This is a genomic window from Mycolicibacterium monacense, from assembly GCF_010731575.1.
Classification (GTDB): domain Bacteria; phylum Actinomycetota; class Actinomycetes; order Mycobacteriales; family Mycobacteriaceae; genus Mycobacterium; species Mycobacterium monacense.
In genome coordinates this window covers 4,026,028-4,044,161 of the sequence record NZ_AP022617.1, presented here as the reverse complement: position 1 = coordinate 4,044,161, position 18,134 = coordinate 4,026,028, and the positions used below count along the sequence as shown (strand labels likewise).

At 69.3% G+C, this 18,134-nt stretch carries 15 protein-coding genes; 11 read left to right on the top strand and 4 right to left on the bottom strand.

Translation table 11 applies throughout. The features are described from left to right. The first annotated feature begins 59 nt into the window (after window positions 1–59). The 6 genes from G6N49_RS29220 to G6N49_RS19325 all read left to right on the top strand — a co-directional run bounded on the left by G6N49_RS29220 (window position 60) and on the right by G6N49_RS19325 (window position 5,898). Complete coding sequence (locus tag G6N49_RS29220) at window positions 60–218, top strand: DUF6307 family protein (protein ID WP_011558214.1); 159 nt, start codon at window positions 60–62, stop codon at window positions 216–218. A 1-nt stretch (window position 219) separates the two neighbouring features. Next, window positions 220–417 (top strand): hypothetical protein, encoded by a 198-nt coding sequence (locus G6N49_RS19345; protein WP_041924967.1) that lies wholly within the window; start codon window positions 220–222, stop codon window positions 415–417. Further along, a complete protein-coding gene (locus G6N49_RS19340; protein ID WP_011854609.1) occupies window positions 368–832 on the top strand; it encodes a DUF5994 family protein in 465 nt (154 codons plus the stop codon). The genes G6N49_RS19345 and G6N49_RS19340 overlap by 50 nt, the downstream gene beginning before the upstream one ends. 296 nt (window positions 833–1,128) lie before the next feature. After that, window positions 1,129–2,583: a wax ester/triacylglycerol synthase domain-containing protein gene (locus G6N49_RS19335; RefSeq protein ID WP_011558216.1), complete on the top strand. Its 1,455-nt coding sequence runs from the start codon at window positions 1,129–1,131 to the stop codon at window positions 2,581–2,583. Between the two features lie 65 nt (window positions 2,584–2,648). Beyond that, window positions 2,649–4,514 (top strand): serine/threonine-protein kinase, encoded by a 1,866-nt coding sequence (locus G6N49_RS19330; RefSeq protein WP_011854610.1) that lies wholly within the window; start codon window positions 2,649–2,651, stop codon window positions 4,512–4,514. A 34-nt stretch (window positions 4,515–4,548) separates the two neighbouring features. Further along, entirely contained in the window at window positions 4,549–5,898 is a 1,350-nt protein-coding gene (locus G6N49_RS19325) for an adenylate/guanylate cyclase domain-containing protein (RefSeq protein WP_011558218.1), read from the top strand. Here the strand turns inward: G6N49_RS19325 and ppk2 are convergent, their stop codons facing one another. Genes ppk2 through G6N49_RS19310 form a run of 3 tightly spaced genes read right to left on the bottom strand, consistent with a single transcriptional unit; the run spans window position 5,899 to window position 8,484 of the window. Continuing rightward, entirely contained in the window at window positions 5,899–6,780 is an 882-nt protein-coding gene (gene ppk2 / locus G6N49_RS19320) for a polyphosphate kinase 2 (protein ID WP_083044832.1), read from the bottom strand. Then, the gene (locus tag G6N49_RS19315) at window positions 6,777–7,250 is read right to left on the bottom strand and encodes a hypothetical protein (protein WP_011854611.1); all 474 of its coding nucleotides are present in this window, start codon (window positions 7,248–7,250) and stop codon (window positions 6,777–6,779) included. The genes ppk2 and G6N49_RS19315 overlap by 4 nt, the downstream gene beginning before the upstream one ends. Before the next feature lie 10 nt (window positions 7,251–7,260). Next, on the bottom strand, window positions 7,261–8,484 hold the full coding sequence (locus G6N49_RS19310; protein ID WP_011854612.1) for an oxygenase MpaB family protein: 1,224 nt from the start codon (window positions 8,482–8,484) through the stop codon (window positions 7,261–7,263). 341 nt (window positions 8,485–8,825) lie between these two features. On the opposite strand from G6N49_RS19310, the gene G6N49_RS19305 reads away from it, so the two are divergent. From G6N49_RS19305 to G6N49_RS19290, 4 genes are all read left to right on the top strand, one after another. Beyond that, window positions 8,826–11,081 (top strand): BamB-related PQQ repeat family beta-propellar protein, encoded by a 2,256-nt coding sequence (locus G6N49_RS19305; protein ID WP_049771744.1) that lies wholly within the window; start codon window positions 8,826–8,828, stop codon window positions 11,079–11,081. 139 nt (window positions 11,082–11,220) lie between these two features. Continuing rightward, window positions 11,221–11,493: a hypothetical protein gene (locus G6N49_RS19300; protein WP_133056640.1), complete on the top strand. Its 273-nt coding sequence runs from the start codon at window positions 11,221–11,223 to the stop codon at window positions 11,491–11,493. A 362-nt stretch (window positions 11,494–11,855) separates the two neighbouring features. After that, the gene (locus G6N49_RS19295; protein WP_011854615.1) at window positions 11,856–12,569 is read left to right on the top strand and encodes a response regulator; all 714 of its coding nucleotides are present in this window, start codon (window positions 11,856–11,858) and stop codon (window positions 12,567–12,569) included. 133 nt (window positions 12,570–12,702) lie between these two features. Then, window positions 12,703–13,128, top strand: a complete 426-nt coding sequence (locus tag G6N49_RS19290) for a hypothetical protein (RefSeq protein ID WP_011854616.1) — start codon at window positions 12,703–12,705, stop codon at window positions 13,126–13,128. A 218-nt stretch (window positions 13,129–13,346) separates the two neighbouring features. Here G6N49_RS19290 and G6N49_RS19285 read toward each other — a convergent pair whose 3' ends face one another. Continuing rightward, window positions 13,347–15,596, bottom strand: a complete 2,250-nt coding sequence (locus tag G6N49_RS19285; protein WP_235679547.1) for an ATP-binding protein — start codon at window positions 15,594–15,596, stop codon at window positions 13,347–13,349. A 249-nt stretch (window positions 15,597–15,845) separates the two neighbouring features. Here G6N49_RS19285 and G6N49_RS19280 point away from each other — a divergent pair, with 249 nt between their 5' ends. Beyond that, a complete protein-coding gene (locus G6N49_RS19280) occupies window positions 15,846–18,083 on the top strand; it encodes an ATP-binding protein (RefSeq protein ID WP_011854618.1) in 2,238 nt (745 codons plus the stop codon). Window positions 18,084–18,134 lie beyond the last annotated feature (51 nt).

Here is an 18,134-nt window from a genome sequence, read left to right as displayed (position 1 = left end):
GTGGGTAGTACCGGGCAGCCCGATTGCGGGCGATACAGCCTGGCTACGAAAGAAATTCGATGGCTTCGCCCATAACTTTCCGAACGCCCTACGACGTCCGCGTCGACCTGGTCAAGAACACGATCACCGCGCATTCCGACCTCGACGACGCCGCGGCGGGTGAGCTCGCCGTGCACATTCTGCACACGCTCAACTCGATCCCCGAAAAGATGCGCTGAGATGACTGTCACCGTGACCCTGTCCACCGGCGGCACCGACGAGTACATGCGATTCGGCGACTCGTACGTCAAACGCAACGACGGCACGCTCGACGTGGTCCGGCACGGCGCGAAGGAGTGGCATTCCTACGCGTCGGGTGACTGGGTGGATGTCGAAGGCGACGAGAAGAAGAGCAAATCCCGCGGGTTCTGGCGTTGAGGTGGACGAGCACGCACCACGGCTGCGGCTGAAGGACGACGCCCCGGTCAGCGGGTACGTCGACGGCGCATGGTGGCCGCACAGTGGCGATCTGCCGTCGGAACTTCCCGATCTGGTTGCGGCACTGAGGATTCGCCTCGGCCCCGTGGCTCGCGTGCGATACGGCCTGTCCGAGTGGGCGGCTGCACCGCGCAAGATCTCCGTCGACGGGCGAGTCGTCCGGATGGACGGCTATCACCGCCAGCCGCCGCACACGATCGGGGTCTCCGGCGTGCGGGGCAGTGAGATCGTCCTGTTGGTGGTGCCGGCGCAGACCGAAGCGGATCGTGCCCACACCATCGTGATGGCCGCTGCCACCACCGCCGACGCGTCGAGTGTCGATTCGCTGCTCGAAGCCAGTGGCCGGGTGTACTGACGCGACGCGTGAACGATTGAATTTGCAAACGCAACAAGCGCTGTCGACGAGCGAACCGTCCCGGCGCAGCCACGGGCACCGGCGTAGGGTGGGGCCCGTCGGTGCACCGTCACGCTTGACCTTGACCAGATGCAAGTGGGCCGTCGCCGACGCTCAGCGGGTCCAGCGCGGCTCGGACGGGAACGTGTGGCCACGGGATGTGAAAGACCGTGGTGTATCGGTTGGCCGGCGACCCCAGGACGGCCACCGCCGAAGGTGAAGATGAACAACTCCGACCCTGAGGGGCGTGAGCGCAGATGACCACTCGATTGTCCGCCCTCGAGGCGACGGCGCTGTATACGCAGACCTCCACGACACCCGCGCACACGGTGTCGGTGATCGTGCTCGACGCGTCCGAACGGCTCAGCCATGACGCGCTGGGTCAGTGGATCGCCGCAGGGTTACCGCGTTCGGCCCGGTTCCGCAGCCGACTGGTCGGTAAACCCTTCGACGTGGGCCAGCCCGTGTGGGCGGAGATCGACGATTTCGACCCCGGCCCGCAGATTCACCGCGCGACGGTGCCCGCCCCCGGAGACGGGCGCGACGTCGCGGCGCTCGTCACGAAACTCACCTCAGGACAACAGGATTGGCATCGATGGCTGTGGGAGGCCTGGACCATCGACGGTCTGGCGGGCGGCCGGTGGGCGCTGGCGGTGAAGATGTCGCCGGTGTTGAGCGGTGCTTCGGCGGTTCGGGACTGCCTGTTGACCGGCGCACCGGGATCCGGGTACCGCACACCGATGGAGCCCGGTGCGGGCCCGCCCCCGTCGCTGGGTGAACTCGTCGCGGACACCCTGAGCGAGATGGTGGAGAACCAGCTGACCGGGGCGTGGATGCTGACCGACGCGGTGGCGGGGACGTTGCCCGCGGTCCGCCGCGGACTCGCCGAGCTCGCACCGCCGGCCGGGCCCGCGTCCGTTTCCGTATTCGCCGCCCCGCTCACCAAACGGCGGGCCATGGCGTTCGTGTCGATCCCGATGGCCGAGGTCAAGACGGTCAGCGATGCGTTCGGCGGGAACACCGCGAACGTGCTGCTCGCCGCCTGCACGCTGTCGCTGCGGGCCTGGCTGGAGCGCCACGATGCGGTGCCCGATGAGGCGCTGCTCATGGAGGTCCCGCTCTCGCTGCCTGCGGGTGATCCCGCGGAAGCGGGTGAGACGGTCGCGATGGGCAGGGTGCGCATGCCGGTCCACCTCGACGACCCGGTGCAGGTGCTCACCGACCTGCACACGGCGACGGAGAGGTTGAACATCGCACACAGTGACATCGGCGAAGATCTCGATGGCGCAGTCGATCTCGCCTCGGTGGTTTCGCTGCTTCCGCCGTGGGCGATCCGCATGGGGGCGCGGGCCTACCGGAAACTGGGGATGTCCCGACTGCGCGCGACGACATGCCACGGCAGTGTCTCGTTCGCGGCCGGGCCGTCCGGTCCGGCGTTCTGCGCGGGCGCCGAGGTGGTCGGGATGTTCACCGCCGAGCCCATGGTGGAGGGCCGCGGCCTGAACGTCACGGCGACCTCGCACGCCGAGGTGATGGACCTCTGCCTTACCGCGTGCCCGGACACCGTGCCGTGGGTCGACGACATCGCGCGGGGGATCGGCGACGCGCTGCAGCTGCTGCTCGACGCGGCCGGGCGGTCACCGCGCGGAGAGGGCCGGTCGGTGGTCACGGAGATGACTTCCTACACCCCGAAGCGCTCACGCCGGGCGTGACCCCTGGGGGCGGACGGCGAACATCGGGAGGTTAGCTGCCCGAGATCAGCGGGTAACAGAACGGTATGCCGTTAGGGGACGGTACGAAGATCGCCGGGTACACGATCCGGCGGATGCTCGGCTCAGGGGGAATGGGCGAGGTCTACCTCGCCCAGCATCCGAGGCTGCCGCGTGAGGATGCGCTCAAGGTGCTCAAGTCGAGCATCTCGGCCGATCCCGACTTCGTCGAGCGGTTCAACCGCGAAGCCGATCTGGCCGCCAAGCTCTGGCACCCGCACATCGTCGGCATCCACGACCGCGGACGGTACCGGGGCCGGTTGTGGATCTCGATGGACTTCGTCGACGGCACCGACGTCGGCCGCCTGCTGCAGCAGAAGTACCCGGACGGTATGCCGGCCGACGATGCGCTGGAGATCGTCGAGGCGGTCGCGAGTGCGCTGGACTACGCCCACAGCCGGGGACTGCTGCACCGCGACGTCAAACCGGCCAACATCCTGATCGCCGATGTCGAGAACGACGAACGGCGCATCCTGCTGGGCGACTTCGGCGTCGCCCGTGACCTGGCCGACGACGCCGGTGGCGGCCTGACCCAGACGAACATGACCGTCGGCACCGCGGCCTACGCCGCCCCCGAGCAACTGATGGGGCTCGACGTCGACGGCCGCACCGACCAGTACTCGTTGGCGGTGACCGCCTTCCACATGCTGACCGGGGCGCCACCGTTCCAGAACTCCAGGCCGACCGTCGTCGTCGGGCAGCACCTGAACACCCCGCCACCGCTGCTCGCCGACACCCATCCCGAGTTGGCACCGCTCGACGCGGCGATGCAGCGCGCGCTGGCGAAAAATCCCGACGAGCGGTTCGACACCTGTACGGAATTCGCGCGGGCGCTGGTGACGCCGGAGAGTCCGGCGCCGGCGGCGAACCTCGACGAGGCCGAGACGATGGTCCGGGCCGTGGCGCCGCCGCCTCCTCCCGCGCCTGCGCAGCCGGCCAAACCCACTGCACGCCGCCGCACGGGCGGGTGGCTGGTGGCTGCGGCCGCCGTGCTGGTGGCCGTCGCGGCTGTCCTCGCGTATCTCGTCTTCGCTCCCGGGAAACAGGAGCCTGCGCCCGAGCCGTTCACGCTTGCCGGGACGCTGCGCCTGCCCGATGAGGTGGTCACGACCGGCGGGCTCCCGGGCGGCTACACATGCGCGGGCACCAAGACTTTCGGCGACATCGGGCCCAACACCCCGGTGACCGTCGAGGACGAAGCGGGCAAGCTGCTCGCCAAAGGTGCGATCCGAGGCAGCGCCAGTGAGCGTGAGGGGTGCTCACTGGCGTTCCGGGTCAACGAGGTCCCGTCCGGGGCGAAGTTCTACCGGGTGCAGGTGGCCGACCATCCGCAGGTGAACTACACCGAGGAGGAGGCGAAGGCCGGCGTCGAGTTCGCGATCGCCCACGCGCAGCCCGAGCCGGAACCGTCACCGTCGCCGAGCACGGTGACGGCGGCACCGCCACCACCGCCGCCGCCGCGGACCGTGACTGTCACGCCGGATGCGGACGACAGCAGTCTCCAGCAGCTACGGGCCTACGCGAGGAACGATCACGCCTACGTGTCCCGGTATCTCACGGATATGTGGTTGCCGCAGCTCAGCGCCAAGCGGGTAGGCCTCGAGGCCGAGGGCGTCGTATGGGACAACGAGCAGATCCTCGAGGAGCATCTGGCAATACGCGACGAGTATCCGGACGCGCGGTTGCTGTGGTCAGGCGACTGGAAGACCTTCGACGGCCGCAACTTCTGGATCACCATCGTCGGATTGACTTCACCCGACTACACAGATGTTCTGGCGTGGTGCAGTGACCAGGGTTTCGATCGGGACCACTGCATCGCCAAGATCGTCAGCAACTCGCGGGGCCCGTCGGGGACCACGAAGACGAATCCCTGATCCTCCGGTGCCCTCGCCGTGTCATGCTCGTGCCATGGCGTCGGTTCCGGAGACGCTGTATGCCCGGGATGGCGACGCCCATCTCGCGTACCAGGTTGTCGGCGACACAGGACCCGATGCCGGCCCCGACGTGCTCTTCGTGCCGACGGCGACGTTCCCCATCGATCTGATGTGGGATGAGCCCACGGTCGCCGGTCACCTGCACCACCTGGCGTCGTTCAGCCGGCTGATCCTGACCGACCTGCTCGGGACCGGGAGTTCTGATGCGGTACCGATCAAAGACCGCCCGGCGATGCAATCCTGGGCGGACGGACTGGTGGCGGTGCTCGACGCGGTGGGAAGCGAATCGGCGACGGTGTTCGGAATGTCGGAGTCAGGGCTGCCGGTCCTGTTACTGGCGGCCAGCCACCCGCACCGGGTGCGGTCGCTCGTGTTGTGCAACCCGTTCGCGCGGTATATCCGCGGGCCCGATCAGCCGTTCGGCATGCCGGAGCCGATGCTCGCGAGGTACATCGACGCGGCCGAGCATGCGGTGGGCAGTGGCGCCCTCGTGGATCAGCTGGCGCCGAGCTGGTCGGGCGATAAGGCCAAGCGCCGGTGGTGGGGGCGCGCCGAGCGGCTGGCCGGCGGGCCCGCGCACTTCCGGGCGATTTTAGAACTGTTCCTGCACACCGATGTGCGGCCCACGCTGGAAAGTATTCAGGCGCCGACCCTGCTGCTGCACCGGCGGGGCGACCGTCACGTCCGCGGGGACCACGCGGTGGACATGGCCCGGCGGATCCCGCACGCGCGCCGCATCGAACTCGACGGCGACGACAACGCCTGGTTCGCCGGTGACGCCGACCGCGTGCTCGACGAGATCGAATCCTTCGTCACCGGCGGTCGCGCGGCCCCGCAGTCGAACCGGGTGCTGTCCACCGTGCTGTTCACCGACATCGTGGGATCGACCGAGCTGGCCGCGGGGCTCGGCGATGGGGCGTGGACGGCCATGCTCGCCGCGCACGACCGGATGGTCCAGACGCAGGTCGCCGGCGCGCGCGGCGCGGTGGTGAAGTTCACCGGCGACGGAGCGCTGGCGACCTTCGACGGTCCGGCGCGGGCGATCAACTGCGCCAAGGCGATTCGGGAAAGCGTCGCAGAACTCGGCCTCACCATCCGCGCCGGGATGCACACCGGTGAGGTGGAGGTGGCCGACGGCGACGTCCACGGCATCGCGGTGCACATCGCCGCGCGCATCATGGGGCTGGCGGCACCCGGTGAGGTGCTGGTGTCCGGGGTGGTGCCGCCCCTGGTGCTGGGGTCCCGGTTCGAGTTCACCGACCGGGGCCGATATGAGCTCAAGGGTGTCCCGCAGCGATGGCCCGTCTTCGCGGTGCGCGACTGACTAATCCTCCAGTGCGCGCCCGACGATCAGCGGATCCGGTTCGCCGACGACGTCCGGGTCTTTGTCGTCGTAGTCGAACTTCGACAGCAGAAAGCGCATGGCGTTGATCCGTCCGCGCTTCTTGTCGTTGGTCTTGACGACGATCCACGGAGCGTGGTCGGTGTCGGTGCGCTGGAACATCTCCTTGGCGCGGGTGTAGTCGTCCCAGCGCCGCACCGCTTCGATGTCCATGTCGGAGAACTTCCAGTGCCGCAGCGGGTCGACGAGCCGGATGGCGAACCGGGTGCGCTGCTCGGCCGGCGACACCGAGAACCAGAACTTCGTCAGGTGCAGACCCTCGTTGACGAGCATCTCCTCGAACAGCGGTGCCTGGCGCATGAATTCGGCCTGCTGGCGTTCGGTCGCGAAGCCCATCACCTTCTCCACGCCGGCGCGGTTGTACCAGGACCGGTCGAACAGCACCATCTCACCGGCGGTCGGCAGGTGCTGGACGTAGCGCTGGAAGTACCACTGCGACTTCTCCTCGTCGGTGGGCTTCTCGAGCGCGACGGTGCGGGCGCCACGGGGGTTGAGGTGCTCCATGAACCGCTGGATGGTGCCGCCCTTGCCTGCGGCGTCGCGGCCCTCGAAGAGGATGACGTGGCGGGCGCCGGTGCGTTTGCTCCAGCGCTGCAGCTTGAGCAGTTCGATCTGCAGCTTGCGTTTGAGCGCCTCGTATTCTTCGCGGGGCATCCGCTCGTCGTAGGGGTAACGCTCGCGCCAGGTCTGGATCGCGTTGCCGTCCCGGTCGAGCAGGACGGGGTCGTCGTCGTCATCGTCGCGGACGGTGTAGCCGTGGCCGGCGCTCAAGAGGGCGTGCAGGTCGATTTCGGTGTCGGTCACGGCGCAGGGGTGAGCCGGATGGCGGCGATGCCGAGCCGTGTTGCAGCAGATTGGAATTCATCCTTCGACGGGACAATGTTGCCGCGGAACTTCAGGCCCATGGTCTGCTGCGCCTTCTTGGCGCCGTAGTTCTCCGCGACGCGGTGGACGATGTCGGCGACGGTGGCGGGGTCGGTGATGAGCTCGCCGAGCATGTGGGCGGTCTTGCCGCTGTGGGTCACCTCGGCGGGGGCGCCGCCGCGGAAGTTGTATTTCCACTTGGCTTCGAGGATCACGTAGAGGTCGCCGTCGAGGTGGTGGGCGCTGACCGGGATCGAGAATCGGCGCCCGGTCTTGCGTCCGGTGAAGGTGACGACCATGAACTGTTTGAGCGCGGTGCCCAGCGGCGTGCGCAGCGCGGTCCGCAGGGCGGGGTTGATGACGTTGAGCAGCGCCTGCGGCGGGTGCGCGACGTCGATGGATTCGGCCATGACTTCCACGCTAACGGCGCAGCGGCGTGGCTGCCTCGAATTTCTGGGCCTTACCCGCGGACTGCCATTCCAGCCAGCGCTCCCACCGTCTGAGGTTGGCCTGCTGCCAGCGGCGGTCGACCCGGGGACTGAGGCGTCGTGCGACTTCGAGAGCCGCGATGACCGGTGCCTTCGCGAGCAGCAGCGCGACGCCTGGCAATGCGGACGGCAGGCGGTAGCGTCGGCGGTTCCACGGCAGCATGTAGAGGCCGAGGTAGCCGGCCTGGATTCTGTAATGGTAGGTGGCTCTGAGGCGTTGGAGGCCGCGATGGGCGGGCGTGGGTTCGAAGGCGGGGACGAAGGATTCGACGAGTTCGGCGCCGTTTTCGGCGCTGTCGTAGCTGCGGGCGGCGTCGGCCATGAACAGGATGCGCCAGGCGTCGGCGACGGTCTCGGGGAAGTAGCCGTCGCAGCGCACGCCGACGAGGTGGCCGCAGTAGCGGTTGAAGTGCAGCACGGCGCGCATCTCGTGCGGTGAGGTGAGGTGTCCGAGCGCGAACAGGCCGAGGGCCGGGGCGACGCTGCCGCCGAGCAGGGTGAGCAGCATGGCGGACTGGCTGATCGGCAGACCCCAGCGCTCGGCGTCCCATTCGGGGTGGCGTCTGACCCGGTCGCGGACGCTGACATGCATGATCCGCACGTGCAGAGAGATGTTGCGGGCGGGCGAGTTGGGGGTGAGCAGGGCGCCGGGGCGGCTGACCTCGATCCACCAGCGGGAGGTCTCGAGGTAGCGGTGTAGCGCCCGGTCGCCGGCGTAGCCGCCGGACAACGACAGCGGGACGGCGAGCCAGCCCTCGGTGTAGGTGTCGTTGGTGCCGGCGTTGCCCAGCGCGCCGAGCGCGTAGGCCCAGCGGCGCCAGACGGCGGCGCCCTGTTCGAGCAGGTCGGGGTCGAGCCAGTCGGGTCGCGTCTCGAATTCGGCGAAGAGGGTGCGCATGGAAGCCGGGGCGTCGGGGACGGTGTCGATGCCTTGTTCTTGCGCCTGCTCGACGAGGTCGCGGGCTTTCCGCGCGCCGAGGTCGCCGTGGTAGGTCTCGGCGACGAAGCGTTCGGCGGTGGGATCGCCTTCGGTCAGGCCCTCGATGAACCGGCGGGCCGTGGCGCCGTCGGGGACGAGGTCGATGCCGAGCGTGCGGGCGGCGTTCACGAGCCGGGCGCGGCGGCCGGTGGGCGGGTAGCGGAATGCGGTCGGCATCTTCCTGTCTTAGCGCACCGAAGCCCCGAAATCAGCGGAGTTGCGGGTGGGACAGCGTTGTGGTGGCGTGTTCGAGGCACCGGGCGATTCATCCGAACGTGTGACATCCCGGTTGCGGTGGCTGTGGAAGTATCCGCCGCGTGGGTTTCAATCCGCCGCCCGGATGGCCGGTGCCTCGGGGATGGGACCCCCCGGCGGACTGGACGCCGGATCCGGCGTGGCCGCCCGCACCCGCCGGCTGGCAGTTCTGGGCCGATGGTCCTGCACCGGCTTTGCCGCCGAGAACTGTTGAGCCGCAACGGCAATCGAAGCCAACGCGACGCCGGTCGAAGGCCGTCGCCGTGGCCACCGTCTGCGTCGTGGCCGCCGTCGCACTCCTGGGGGCGGGGTACTTCCTCCTCAAGGGTCGGAGTCACGACGACGCAGGCCGCGCCGTCGCCGGGCAACTCCGCAACACATTCCCCGACCCGCCGTCCACCGGCTGGCGGGTCAACGCCGCCACGATCTTCGAGGGTGCGGCGTTCATCCGTCCCGACGCGACGTCCTATCAGTACCAACGGCCCGGATTCATCGACGTCGGGGATACGTTGATCACCTCCGCGGTATTGCCGCAGACCGACCGGGGTGCGACGCTCGTCGCGATCGACGCGGAGTCCGGGGCAGTCAAGTGGACCGCCGACGCGGGGTTCCATCCGGTGTGCGCCACGGCGACCGTCGACGGTCTGCTGCCCTGCCTGGGACAGGAGTCGCACTTCGGCCCGCCGGGGTCCGGTGCTCCGCCCTATGTCCACTTTCTCCGGATCTCGGACGGTGCAGTCGCGCACAGGATCGCAGTCTCGGAGGAGACGCGTTCCGTCGAGGTTCACGACTCCGCCGTGTACACGACGAGTTACGACTACGCCGCCAACGTCCGGTCGATGACGCGCGGGACGCCGGACGCGCTGGACGCGACCTGGCGCCGGAGCTATCCGGTCGGCGACGGCTCGCAATCCTGTCCGGGCTCCGGGGACACCACCTACGACGGGGTCGACCACGACGTGGTGTATTCGGGCAACGACGGTGGCATGGTGGTGGCAGATGCCGCCGACGGGAGGCGGTTGCTGCCGGGCGAGGTCACCGAGCTGAAAGTGTTTCCGGGACAGGGGTTCACAGTCCGCCGGTGTCACGGCGGCGATCCCGACACCGTCGACACGGTCATCGTCGACACGCAGGGCGACATCCTGCGCGAGGTGAGCGGAGCGGTGGCCGACCCGTGGCTGGTCGACGCCGAAGCGCATGTGCCGTACATCGCCGGCCGCACCGCCTACGACTTCGCCACCGGGCGCGAGCTGTGGACCGCGTCCGGCGGGGTGTCGGAGCTGCACACCATCGTCGGCGACACCGTGCTCGGCGGCGGCCGCGCCGACGGTCCGCTCACCGCGTTCGACCTGGCCACCGGCCGGCAGCTGTGGACGAGCCGCGTCGAGGTCGGGGACTTCGAGCTGTCCGACGGCCGTCGCGTCATGGCCGTCACCGCCGACGGCCTGGTGGCGATCGATCTGGCGACCGGGGAGGAGGCCTGGTCGATGACCGGGACCGGCGGCCGGATGTTCGTCGGGCGTGCCGGCGCCGGGTTCGCCTACGCCGCAACAGATGTGATCACGTTCTACCCGCCCACCGGCGGGCCGGCCGGCAGCCCCGGGCGCGCCGGTGCTGCTGAAGCCGCGGACACGTCAGGCTCGATGGTCACCAGATGCGGTCGCACGCCGGAGCTGCGTCCCGTCGAGTACCGGGCCGAGAACGGTGCGCTCGTCGTCGTGATGGAGGTCAAAGCGCGTTGTCCCGGCGGGGATGTCGTGTCGACGAACCGGCTGAGGGTGACCATCAGGGACGAGCGCGGACTCATCTGCTCCGCGACGTTCGACTTCTCCCAGGATCCGCTCGTCCTGGGGCCGGAGGACTCCGGGTCGGCCCTCGTCGAGCTCACCTTCGACAGCGGCACGTACTCACGGCATCCGAACACCCTCGGCGACAACGTCGGTCGGCCATCGAATGGTGAAGCCGTCACGGAAGCAGGGGCTTCCGGAAACGAAGTAGTGGAGTGCGACGACGAGGGCACCACCGGCCGCGTCGAGAGCGCCCCCGGGCCCACCGCCAACGGTCCTCAACGTTCGGTGAGTTCCGATCCGCAAGGCGGACAGGTCTTCTGCGGCAGCGACGCCGACACCATGGCCGCCCTGAGAGCCCAGGTCGACGCGGACCGGCCATATGTGCAGTCCTCTCTCGCTGACCGGTGGGTGGCCCAGTTGTCCTCCAAACAGCCGGGTCTGGTCGCACCGGATGTCGACGGCCGGATGGTGACGTGGACGCCGTGCGAGATCCTGCAGCAGCACCTGCGAATGCGGGGGCAGTATCCCGAAGTACGCCTGGTTTGGAGCGACGAGTGGCGAACCTTCGATCTGCGCGGCTGGTGGGTGACCATCGCCGGCGTGACGTTCCCCGACGCGCACGCCGCCAACGGGTGGTGTGACGCGCGGGCGATCCCCGTCGACGAGTGCTACGCGAAAGTGATCAGCAATTCCCGCGATTCGCGCGGCACCACGGACTACCGCCGCTGACGGCTCCGATGTCGTCCCAACGACCGATACCGCGAGCACTCCCGCTGCGTCAGAGTGGTTTTGAAGTCCATAGGACCGGGCGAAGGGGTGCATCTTGTCAGTCAAGAGGATTGCCGCGAAGGCGGTAATGATCGCCGCGGTGCCGAGCGCATTCGCGGCCACACCCGCCGCGGGCCAGGCGTGCGACGGTGGCGGCATCTCCGCCGATCTCGGCCAGGCGCTCCAGGTGGTGCGGTGTTCCCCGGGCTGGGCGTATGTGACCACCGGCGATCTCGGTGACGCCTCGTCGCTGGTCCGCCTGGTCGGCGACAGCTGGACGCGTTACACGGGCTTCCCGAGCTCGATCTGCCGCGGCCAAGCGGCCGCCGACGGTGTGCCGGCCACCGAACTGTCGAGCTTCCGGCCCTGCTGACGTCTGGCCCCCGCTGGTCTCGTTGCTCGACCTCCGGCGCCGGGTCGCCCGATCACCATGGCCGAAGCATTCGGCAACGGCCCCGGTGCCCCGCGACGGAAGCCGACGGCGGATTTCACCGGGACCGATGAACTCGCGACGGTCAGCTGGTCTCGGCGCGGGCATAATTGACGCCAATGATGGGCAATTCGCCGCCGTTTACCTGCGAATTTGCTGCTAGGGCGTGCGAAGCGCGGTTTTGTTGGCTAAGGTCTGCGCCATGCGCGGGGGGCGCGCAACGGGAATGTCGCCGGTGGTCGCGCGCGTCGAGATCGGCGCCAGGACCGGGTGGCGATCCGTGAAGGTGCCGGGGGGGAGCCCTGATGACTGACCAGTTGACTGCTGAGGGGGTGGCGGTGCAGGTCGCCGACGACGAACGGCGACCGGTCAGCGTCGTCATCATCGACGATCACGACGTCGTACATGCCGGAGTGCAGGCTTGGTGCGCGGAGGCGGACCCGCCGATTCGCTTCCTCGGGAACTACCTCGCACCCCAGGATTTCATCGACCGATACCCGGTCGCGTCACCCGATGTCGACGTGGTGTTGTTCGACCTGCAGATCGACGGCAACAGACCCTCGTTCGACACGTTGCGCGAGCTTTGCGAGTCAGGGCACCGGGTCGTCGTCTACTCCCACATCACCGCCGACGAGATCATCCTCAACTGTCTGGATCTGGGGGCCATCACCTACCTGGCGAAGTCCGAGGGCCGCGCCCACCTCATCGAGGCCGTCCATGCGGCGTCCTCGGACACCCCGTACATGGGCCCGCGGATGGCGCGGGCGCTGCTCAACGACAACGCCGCCGGGCGGCCCAATCTGTCGGAGCGGGAGAAGGAAGTGCTCGTTGCCTGGTTCCAGACGGAGAGCAAGGAATTGGTGGGCAAGCGTCTCTACATCGCACCCAGCACCGTTCGCACCCACCTGCAGCGAGCCAGGGCCAAGTACGCCGCGGTCGGCAGGCCGGCGCCGACGAAGTCGGCTCTGCTCGCCCGCGCCATCGAAGACGGCATCCTGAGCCTCTCCGACCTCGTCTGAAAGGCGAGAAGCCCAGCGCGGCCCGCGTATTCGGCGCAGCCGTGGTTTCCGTGTCGACCGTTCGAGCGACAGACGCGCGCCGCCGCGTTCCGTAACGTTCCGAATGAGCGAAACCCGGACGATCGGAGCGTCGATGACCGCCCCCGCCGCCCAACAGGGCGCGAGCTTCCGGGCGCAGACATGCATCGAGCCGGACCGCATCGCTCATCTCGCCCGTGACGTCAGCGAAGAGGTGCAGGGCGGGTTCCCCAAGGCGTTCATAAGATTCGAGGGTGCGGCGCCCGGCCGGCTGTCCTTCTCCGTGCGCACTCGAATCGCCCACGCCGAGCTGATGTCCTTCGACGTCGCCATCACCCAGCTCGACGACGGCTCGACCAGCCTGAGTACCCATGTCTGTGGTGGGTTGGCGCGCAACAACATCGCGTCTTGGGTTCCCGCGGTGACCTGGTCGCTGGGCCACGACATCTACAAGCGGTACGCGCGGGAACTGGCGGGTGCGCTGGCCCGGTTCGACCCCATGAGCACCGCCGTGCTGCTCGAACGGGTGTCCTGGCCATGACGGCGACGGCACTCAGCTGGGCGCTGATCGGTCTCGGCATCGTGAGCACGACGGTGTGGGGCAACGTCGAATTCTGCCGCCGGCGTGGCCGGGCGCGCACCGAACATGTTGTCCGACAGGATATGGCGGGCTTCAGCCCGACCATTCACGAAGTGGATGCCCGGCCCCTCGTGGAACCGGGCCGACTCCGGATGTCACGGCGGACCAGCTGACCGCGTTCACGGCGTCGCCGCGCGGGACCGCTCGACGATCAACCACACCGTGTCGTCGGTGACGACGACGTCGCCGCCGTGGACGGTCACCGCGGCCGCCAAGGCGGGCGGATCGACGACGCCGCGGCACACCACGCTCAGGCTCACCGAATCACCGGCGGCGCCCAGCACCACGTGAGCGCTCGAGATATCGGCCGACAGCACGGTGTCCAACGGCGCGGCCAGGGCGGCGGCGGCCGCATCGTCCAGCGGCGGCAGATCGCTGCCGGTGTCGACGGTCACGTCGACACCCCAAGCCTCGGCGGCGTCGATCGCGGGGCGCAGCCGCTGTATCACCGGATGAGCGAGGCTGTTCGACTGATCGAACAGTGCTCGCAGCCTTCGTGATTCGGCGCGGGCCTCGCGCTGCATGGAGTCCGTGACCGGCTCACCGTCGCCCAGCCGCTGCAGCAGCGGAACGACGCTGGCGATGAGGGTGGCGTACCGGCGCCGGTTGTCCTCGGCCACGGCGCGGGCCACGCGCTCGGCGACGACCAGCCGACGGTGGGCCGCGACATCGGCGTGCACATCCGCGGCGGCGTCGCGCATCAGTCCGTCGAACATCAACGCGAACAGCTGCACACCCAGGATGCTCGCGGTCCCCAGGCCGATGTTGACCAGGGCGTTGCCCGTCGGATAGCGCCCGACCTCGACGGCGGCCGCTGCCAGCCAGAAGCCGGTGAGGATCACGACCCCGTGTCGGGTGCGCATGGGCAGCACCTGCAGCAGCACACACCAGCCGACCCCGCCCTGCACCCAGTCGGCCTGAGTGCCGGTCTTTTCCGGTGCCAGCAGCGTCATCTGGGTGAGCATGACGCCGGCCAGTGTGGCGAGGTTCAGCCACACCGGAATCCACGGACGGCCACGCAGCGCGGGAAGTGCGAGCAGTGCGCAGATTCCGGCGACGACGCCGAGTGCGGTCTGCACCGTCGGATGCCCGGCCTGGGCCACCCCGTACGGCACGGTCGTGACGAGGTTCGCGATTGCGTACGCCGTCAACGCCGTTCCATAGATCAGCCGGACCCGGTCGATGAGACCGTCGGGATCGGCGACCGGCGGTGGCGCCTGCGGGTCGGGCCGCGCAGACCAGCTCAGCACGATGCTGGTGCCCTCACCCGGCGCGGACCGCACCGACGCCGATCCGCCCGCCCGCGTCATGCGCGCGGACACCGACTCCGCGATACCGTGCCCGCGGGCCGCGCAGGCCTGGTCGAACCCCACGCCGTCGTCGAGCACCGACACGGAGTCGTCACCGATCACGATGCGTGCCTTGGTCGCGCGGGCGTGGCGGTCGACGTTGTTCAACGCCTCCCTGGTCGCCGCGATGACCGCCTGCGCCACCTCACCGTCGACCCGGAGTTGTTCGCGCCCCTCGAGATGCGTGGGCGTCCGGGCGTGGGCGATGACGGTGCGCAGCGCCCCGACCACGTCCACGCGCGCCGGGGTGGGAGGCCAGGGCCCCTCGCGCAGGAGGTCGAGATCGCGGCGCGCCTGCGCGGCGAGCCGCTCGGGCGGCAGGTCGGCACCCTGGCCGACCATCAGCAGCGTCGACGCGGCGGTGTCGTGCAGCAGCGCGAGTTGCTCGCGCTCGAACGCCCGCACCGCCTCGTCGACCTCGCGCGCCAGCTGAGCGGCCTCGCGGGCCCGGCGGGCGTTGTCGACCGTGCCGGCCACGTGCAGCAACATCGCCCGGATCAACGACGCGGTGACCCACTGCAGCGCGAAGTAGTACACCGCGAGCACCGACCACACCTGTTCGGGTCCGACGACTTCAGCCGTGCCTGCGGCATACGTCGCGGCGATGGCGACGCTCATCGGCAACGTGACCGCCGCCGGTAGCGACACCGCGAAGCTGACCACGGCGGTGCCGGCGATGGCCTGCGGAGCGCTGTTGGTCAGGTAGAAGCCGGGATCGGCGACCAGCAGCGGGATTCCGGCACAGACGACCAGGGTGACGCCGAAGTCGATCAAGGTGACGGCGTAGGACTGGGAGCGGGTCACTGTCCGCAACAACGACCACAGCAGCACACCGGTCAGCAGCCACCGCCCCGCCGGGGCCACACCTGAGGCGGGCTCGGCGAGTGCGATCGCGGCGACGCCGGCGTTCACGCAATGCCGCATGAGCAGGCCGACGGTCGCGGCGCGTCGCATCAGGTGCTGCCGCGACACGTCGTCGACGGAGGAAGGGCCGTCGACGGTGGAAAGCCTGATGACCACACCTGCCTTCGACGGGCGGCGGACGCGCGCCTGCGATGCAACCGGCGCGGGCACAAGGGTTTGCCGTGCGTGAGTCTATGGGCTGCGAGGCGCCGGTCCAAGGGCGTCACTGTCGGTCGATCGGAGGAATTTCCGTCGGTCATCTCCGAAGGCCGCGCACACCGCCGCGACTCGGTTTAGCTTTGCCTTGAGCGCACCGCAGGTGTGTGCCGCGGTCGGCATCGTGAACTACTGGGGTGACTAGCCAGCGTGAGTACCGCGCTTAGGGTCGGGGGAGCCGGTCCGGCCCGCCGTCACCTGTCCCGTCGCGTCGGTTTGGTGTGCCTGCTCGTCCGGCACACCACCAGCCTGGTGGTCGCCGTGCTCGCGGCGGTGGCCGACGGGGACGTCGCCGCGCACCCGTCCGGACGGCTGCTCCTGATCCTGCTCGGGCTTTGGTCGGTCTACCGGTTGGCGACCCGGTCGCAACTATGGCAGTTCACCGCCGCGGACTTCTGCTGGATCGTCGCGGTGGGGTGCAGTGTCGGGATGATCGCCGGCGGCGCCGCCGCATTCGAGACCCACAACGCCGCCGAGACGATCGTCGGCGTCGCACTGGCGACATTCGTCATCGAGATCCGGCCGGGTCTGGCGACTCCGATGACGGTGGTGATCGTGTCCGCCTACGGGTGGGGGACAGCGCAGGTCGTCGGGTGGGACGACGTCGGCCGGGTGGCCGACCTCTACTACCTGGTCGCCGGATGGGTGGCGACGACCGTCATCCGCATGATGTCGTGGCGGATCGCGGGCGCGGTCGACCGGGCCCACGACGAGCGGCAGGCGGCGGAGATCGCCCGCAGTGTGTCGGCGGCACGACGAAACTATGACCGGGAACAGCTTGCGCTGCTTCATGATACGGCGGCCGCAACCCTGCTGATGGTCGGTCAGGGCGCCCAGGTTGCCGACGAGCGACTCGCGGCCCAGGCCCGTCGCGACCTCGAACTGCTGGAGAACCCGCCCTGGACCTCGCCGGCGCTCACCGTCGACATCGTCGAGGTGCTCCGCAGGGAGACCGCGTTCCTGCGGACGGCGGTGCAGTTCACCGGCCGTCAGCAGCTGTGGTTGCGCGGCGACCTCGCCGGCGCGATCGTGTCGGCGGCACGCGAGGTGACCAATAACGTCGACCGGCACGCAGACGCGAAGACTATCCGGATCGACGTCGCGGACGACCGGGTCACCATCGCCGACGACGGCATCGGTTTCACGCCTGGCGCGGGACTGTCGGGCCACGGCATCCGCGCGTCCATCGTGGGCCGGATGAACCGTGTCGGCGGCAGCGGGTCGATACGCTCGGCGCCCGCCCAGGGCACCGTCGCCGAGCTGTCCTGGCCCGCCCATCGGCCCATCGCGGCGTCCGTCGACGCGGCCACCGGCGCCGACCGCCTCATCGGCAGGCTGCGCGCGGCGTACACCTTGGCGCTGACCGCGTACGCGATCATCGGTCTCGCCACCGCGGCCCCACCCATCGCTGCCTACGAACGACACGGCGACGCCCAGCTCGGGCTCATCGCGCTCGCGGGCCTGTGCGCACTGACATCGGTGCCCGCCGTGTTCTACCGGGAGCGGCGCCCCGCGTGGGTCGCGGCGGGCGTCCTGGCGGTCATCGCGTTCCTGCAGCCGGCGCTACTGACCACCCGGGAGCTGACCACCCACGCCAACTGGGCGCTCGCCGCGGTCGGCTTCTGTCTACTGCCGCTGTTGTTGAGGTGGGACACCCGGCGTGCTGCGGGCACGCTGCTGGCCTACTGGTGCGGCCCGGCGATCATCGCGTTCGTCCGTGACCCCGGTAAGCCCATGCTGGTCTTCCTCGGCCTCAGCCTCGCGGGGGCGCTGATCCCGCAGATGTTCGCGACGCTGTTCATCTCGTGGGCCGCCCGGGCCGCGCGCGACGCGCGGGCCGAACACGACAACCTGCTACAGGTCGTCACAGCCGAGAAGGTCGCGGCCGCGCTGCAGGCGGACCACCTCAAGCGGTACGCCGACATCATGGCCGGCGTCATCCCGCTGCTGCGCGCGCTGAGCCGAGGCGAGCCGGTGACCTCCGAGATGCGTCGGCGGGCCAGGGCCGAATCCCGGCGCCTGAGAACGTTGTTCGACCGACTCCGGGCGGATCATCCGCTGCTGTTCGAGATCCGCTCGCTGATCGAGGCCGCCGAAGACCGCGGTGTCGAGGTCACCGTGCATTTCGATGGTGATCTCCCGCCCTACGACCCTGCTGACGTCGACCGCATCGTGCGCCGGGTCGAGCAGGTGATCGCGCTGGCCACGGTATCCGCGCGCGTCGTCGTCACCGCCGCGGCCGACGAGGTCACGGTCAGTGTCGTCTGCGAGGTGGCCCCGGGCGATGCGGGCCGCGACATCGACGTCGACGGCGCCGAACTGATGTGGTCGGGGCAGACGGCGTGGTTGACGATCCGGCAGCGTGTCGACGCCGGCGCACAGAACTAGCCGGTCGCCCGAACAGCCGACAGACATCTACCGCGGTCCCTCCCTACGATC

What these genes read in the sequence shown, in the direction of transcription:
- G6N49_RS19345 (WP_041924967.1), top strand. Translation starts at nt 220, where the DNA reads ATGACTGTCACCGTGACCCTGTCCACCGGCGGCACCGACGAGTACATG.
- G6N49_RS19295 (WP_011854615.1), top strand. Translation starts at nt 11,856, where the DNA reads ATGACTGACCAGTTGACTGCTGAGGGGGTGGCGGTGCAGGTCGCCGAC.
- G6N49_RS19335 (WP_011558216.1), top strand. Translation starts at nt 1,129, where the DNA reads ATGACCACTCGATTGTCCGCCCTCGAGGCGACGGCGCTGTATACGCAG.
- G6N49_RS19310 (WP_011854612.1), bottom strand. Translation starts at nt 8,484, where the DNA reads ATGCCGACCGCATTCCGCTACCCGCCCACCGGCCGCCGCGCCCGGCTC.
- G6N49_RS19325 (WP_011558218.1), top strand. Translation starts at nt 4,549, where the DNA reads ATGGCGTCGGTTCCGGAGACGCTGTATGCCCGGGATGGCGACGCCCAT.
- G6N49_RS19340 (WP_011854609.1), top strand. Translation starts at nt 368, where the DNA reads ATGTCGAAGGCGACGAGAAGAAGAGCAAATCCCGCGGGTTCTGGCGTT.
- G6N49_RS19330 (WP_011854610.1), top strand. Translation starts at nt 2,649, where the DNA reads ATGCCGTTAGGGGACGGTACGAAGATCGCCGGGTACACGATCCGGCGG.
- G6N49_RS19290 (WP_011854616.1), top strand. Translation starts at nt 12,703, where the DNA reads ATGACCGCCCCCGCCGCCCAACAGGGCGCGAGCTTCCGGGCGCAGACA.
- G6N49_RS29220 (WP_011558214.1), top strand. Translation starts at nt 60, where the DNA reads ATGGCTTCGCCCATAACTTTCCGAACGCCCTACGACGTCCGCGTCGAC.
- G6N49_RS19315 (WP_011854611.1), bottom strand. Translation starts at nt 7,250, where the DNA reads ATGGCCGAATCCATCGACGTCGCGCACCCGCCGCAGGCGCTGCTCAAC.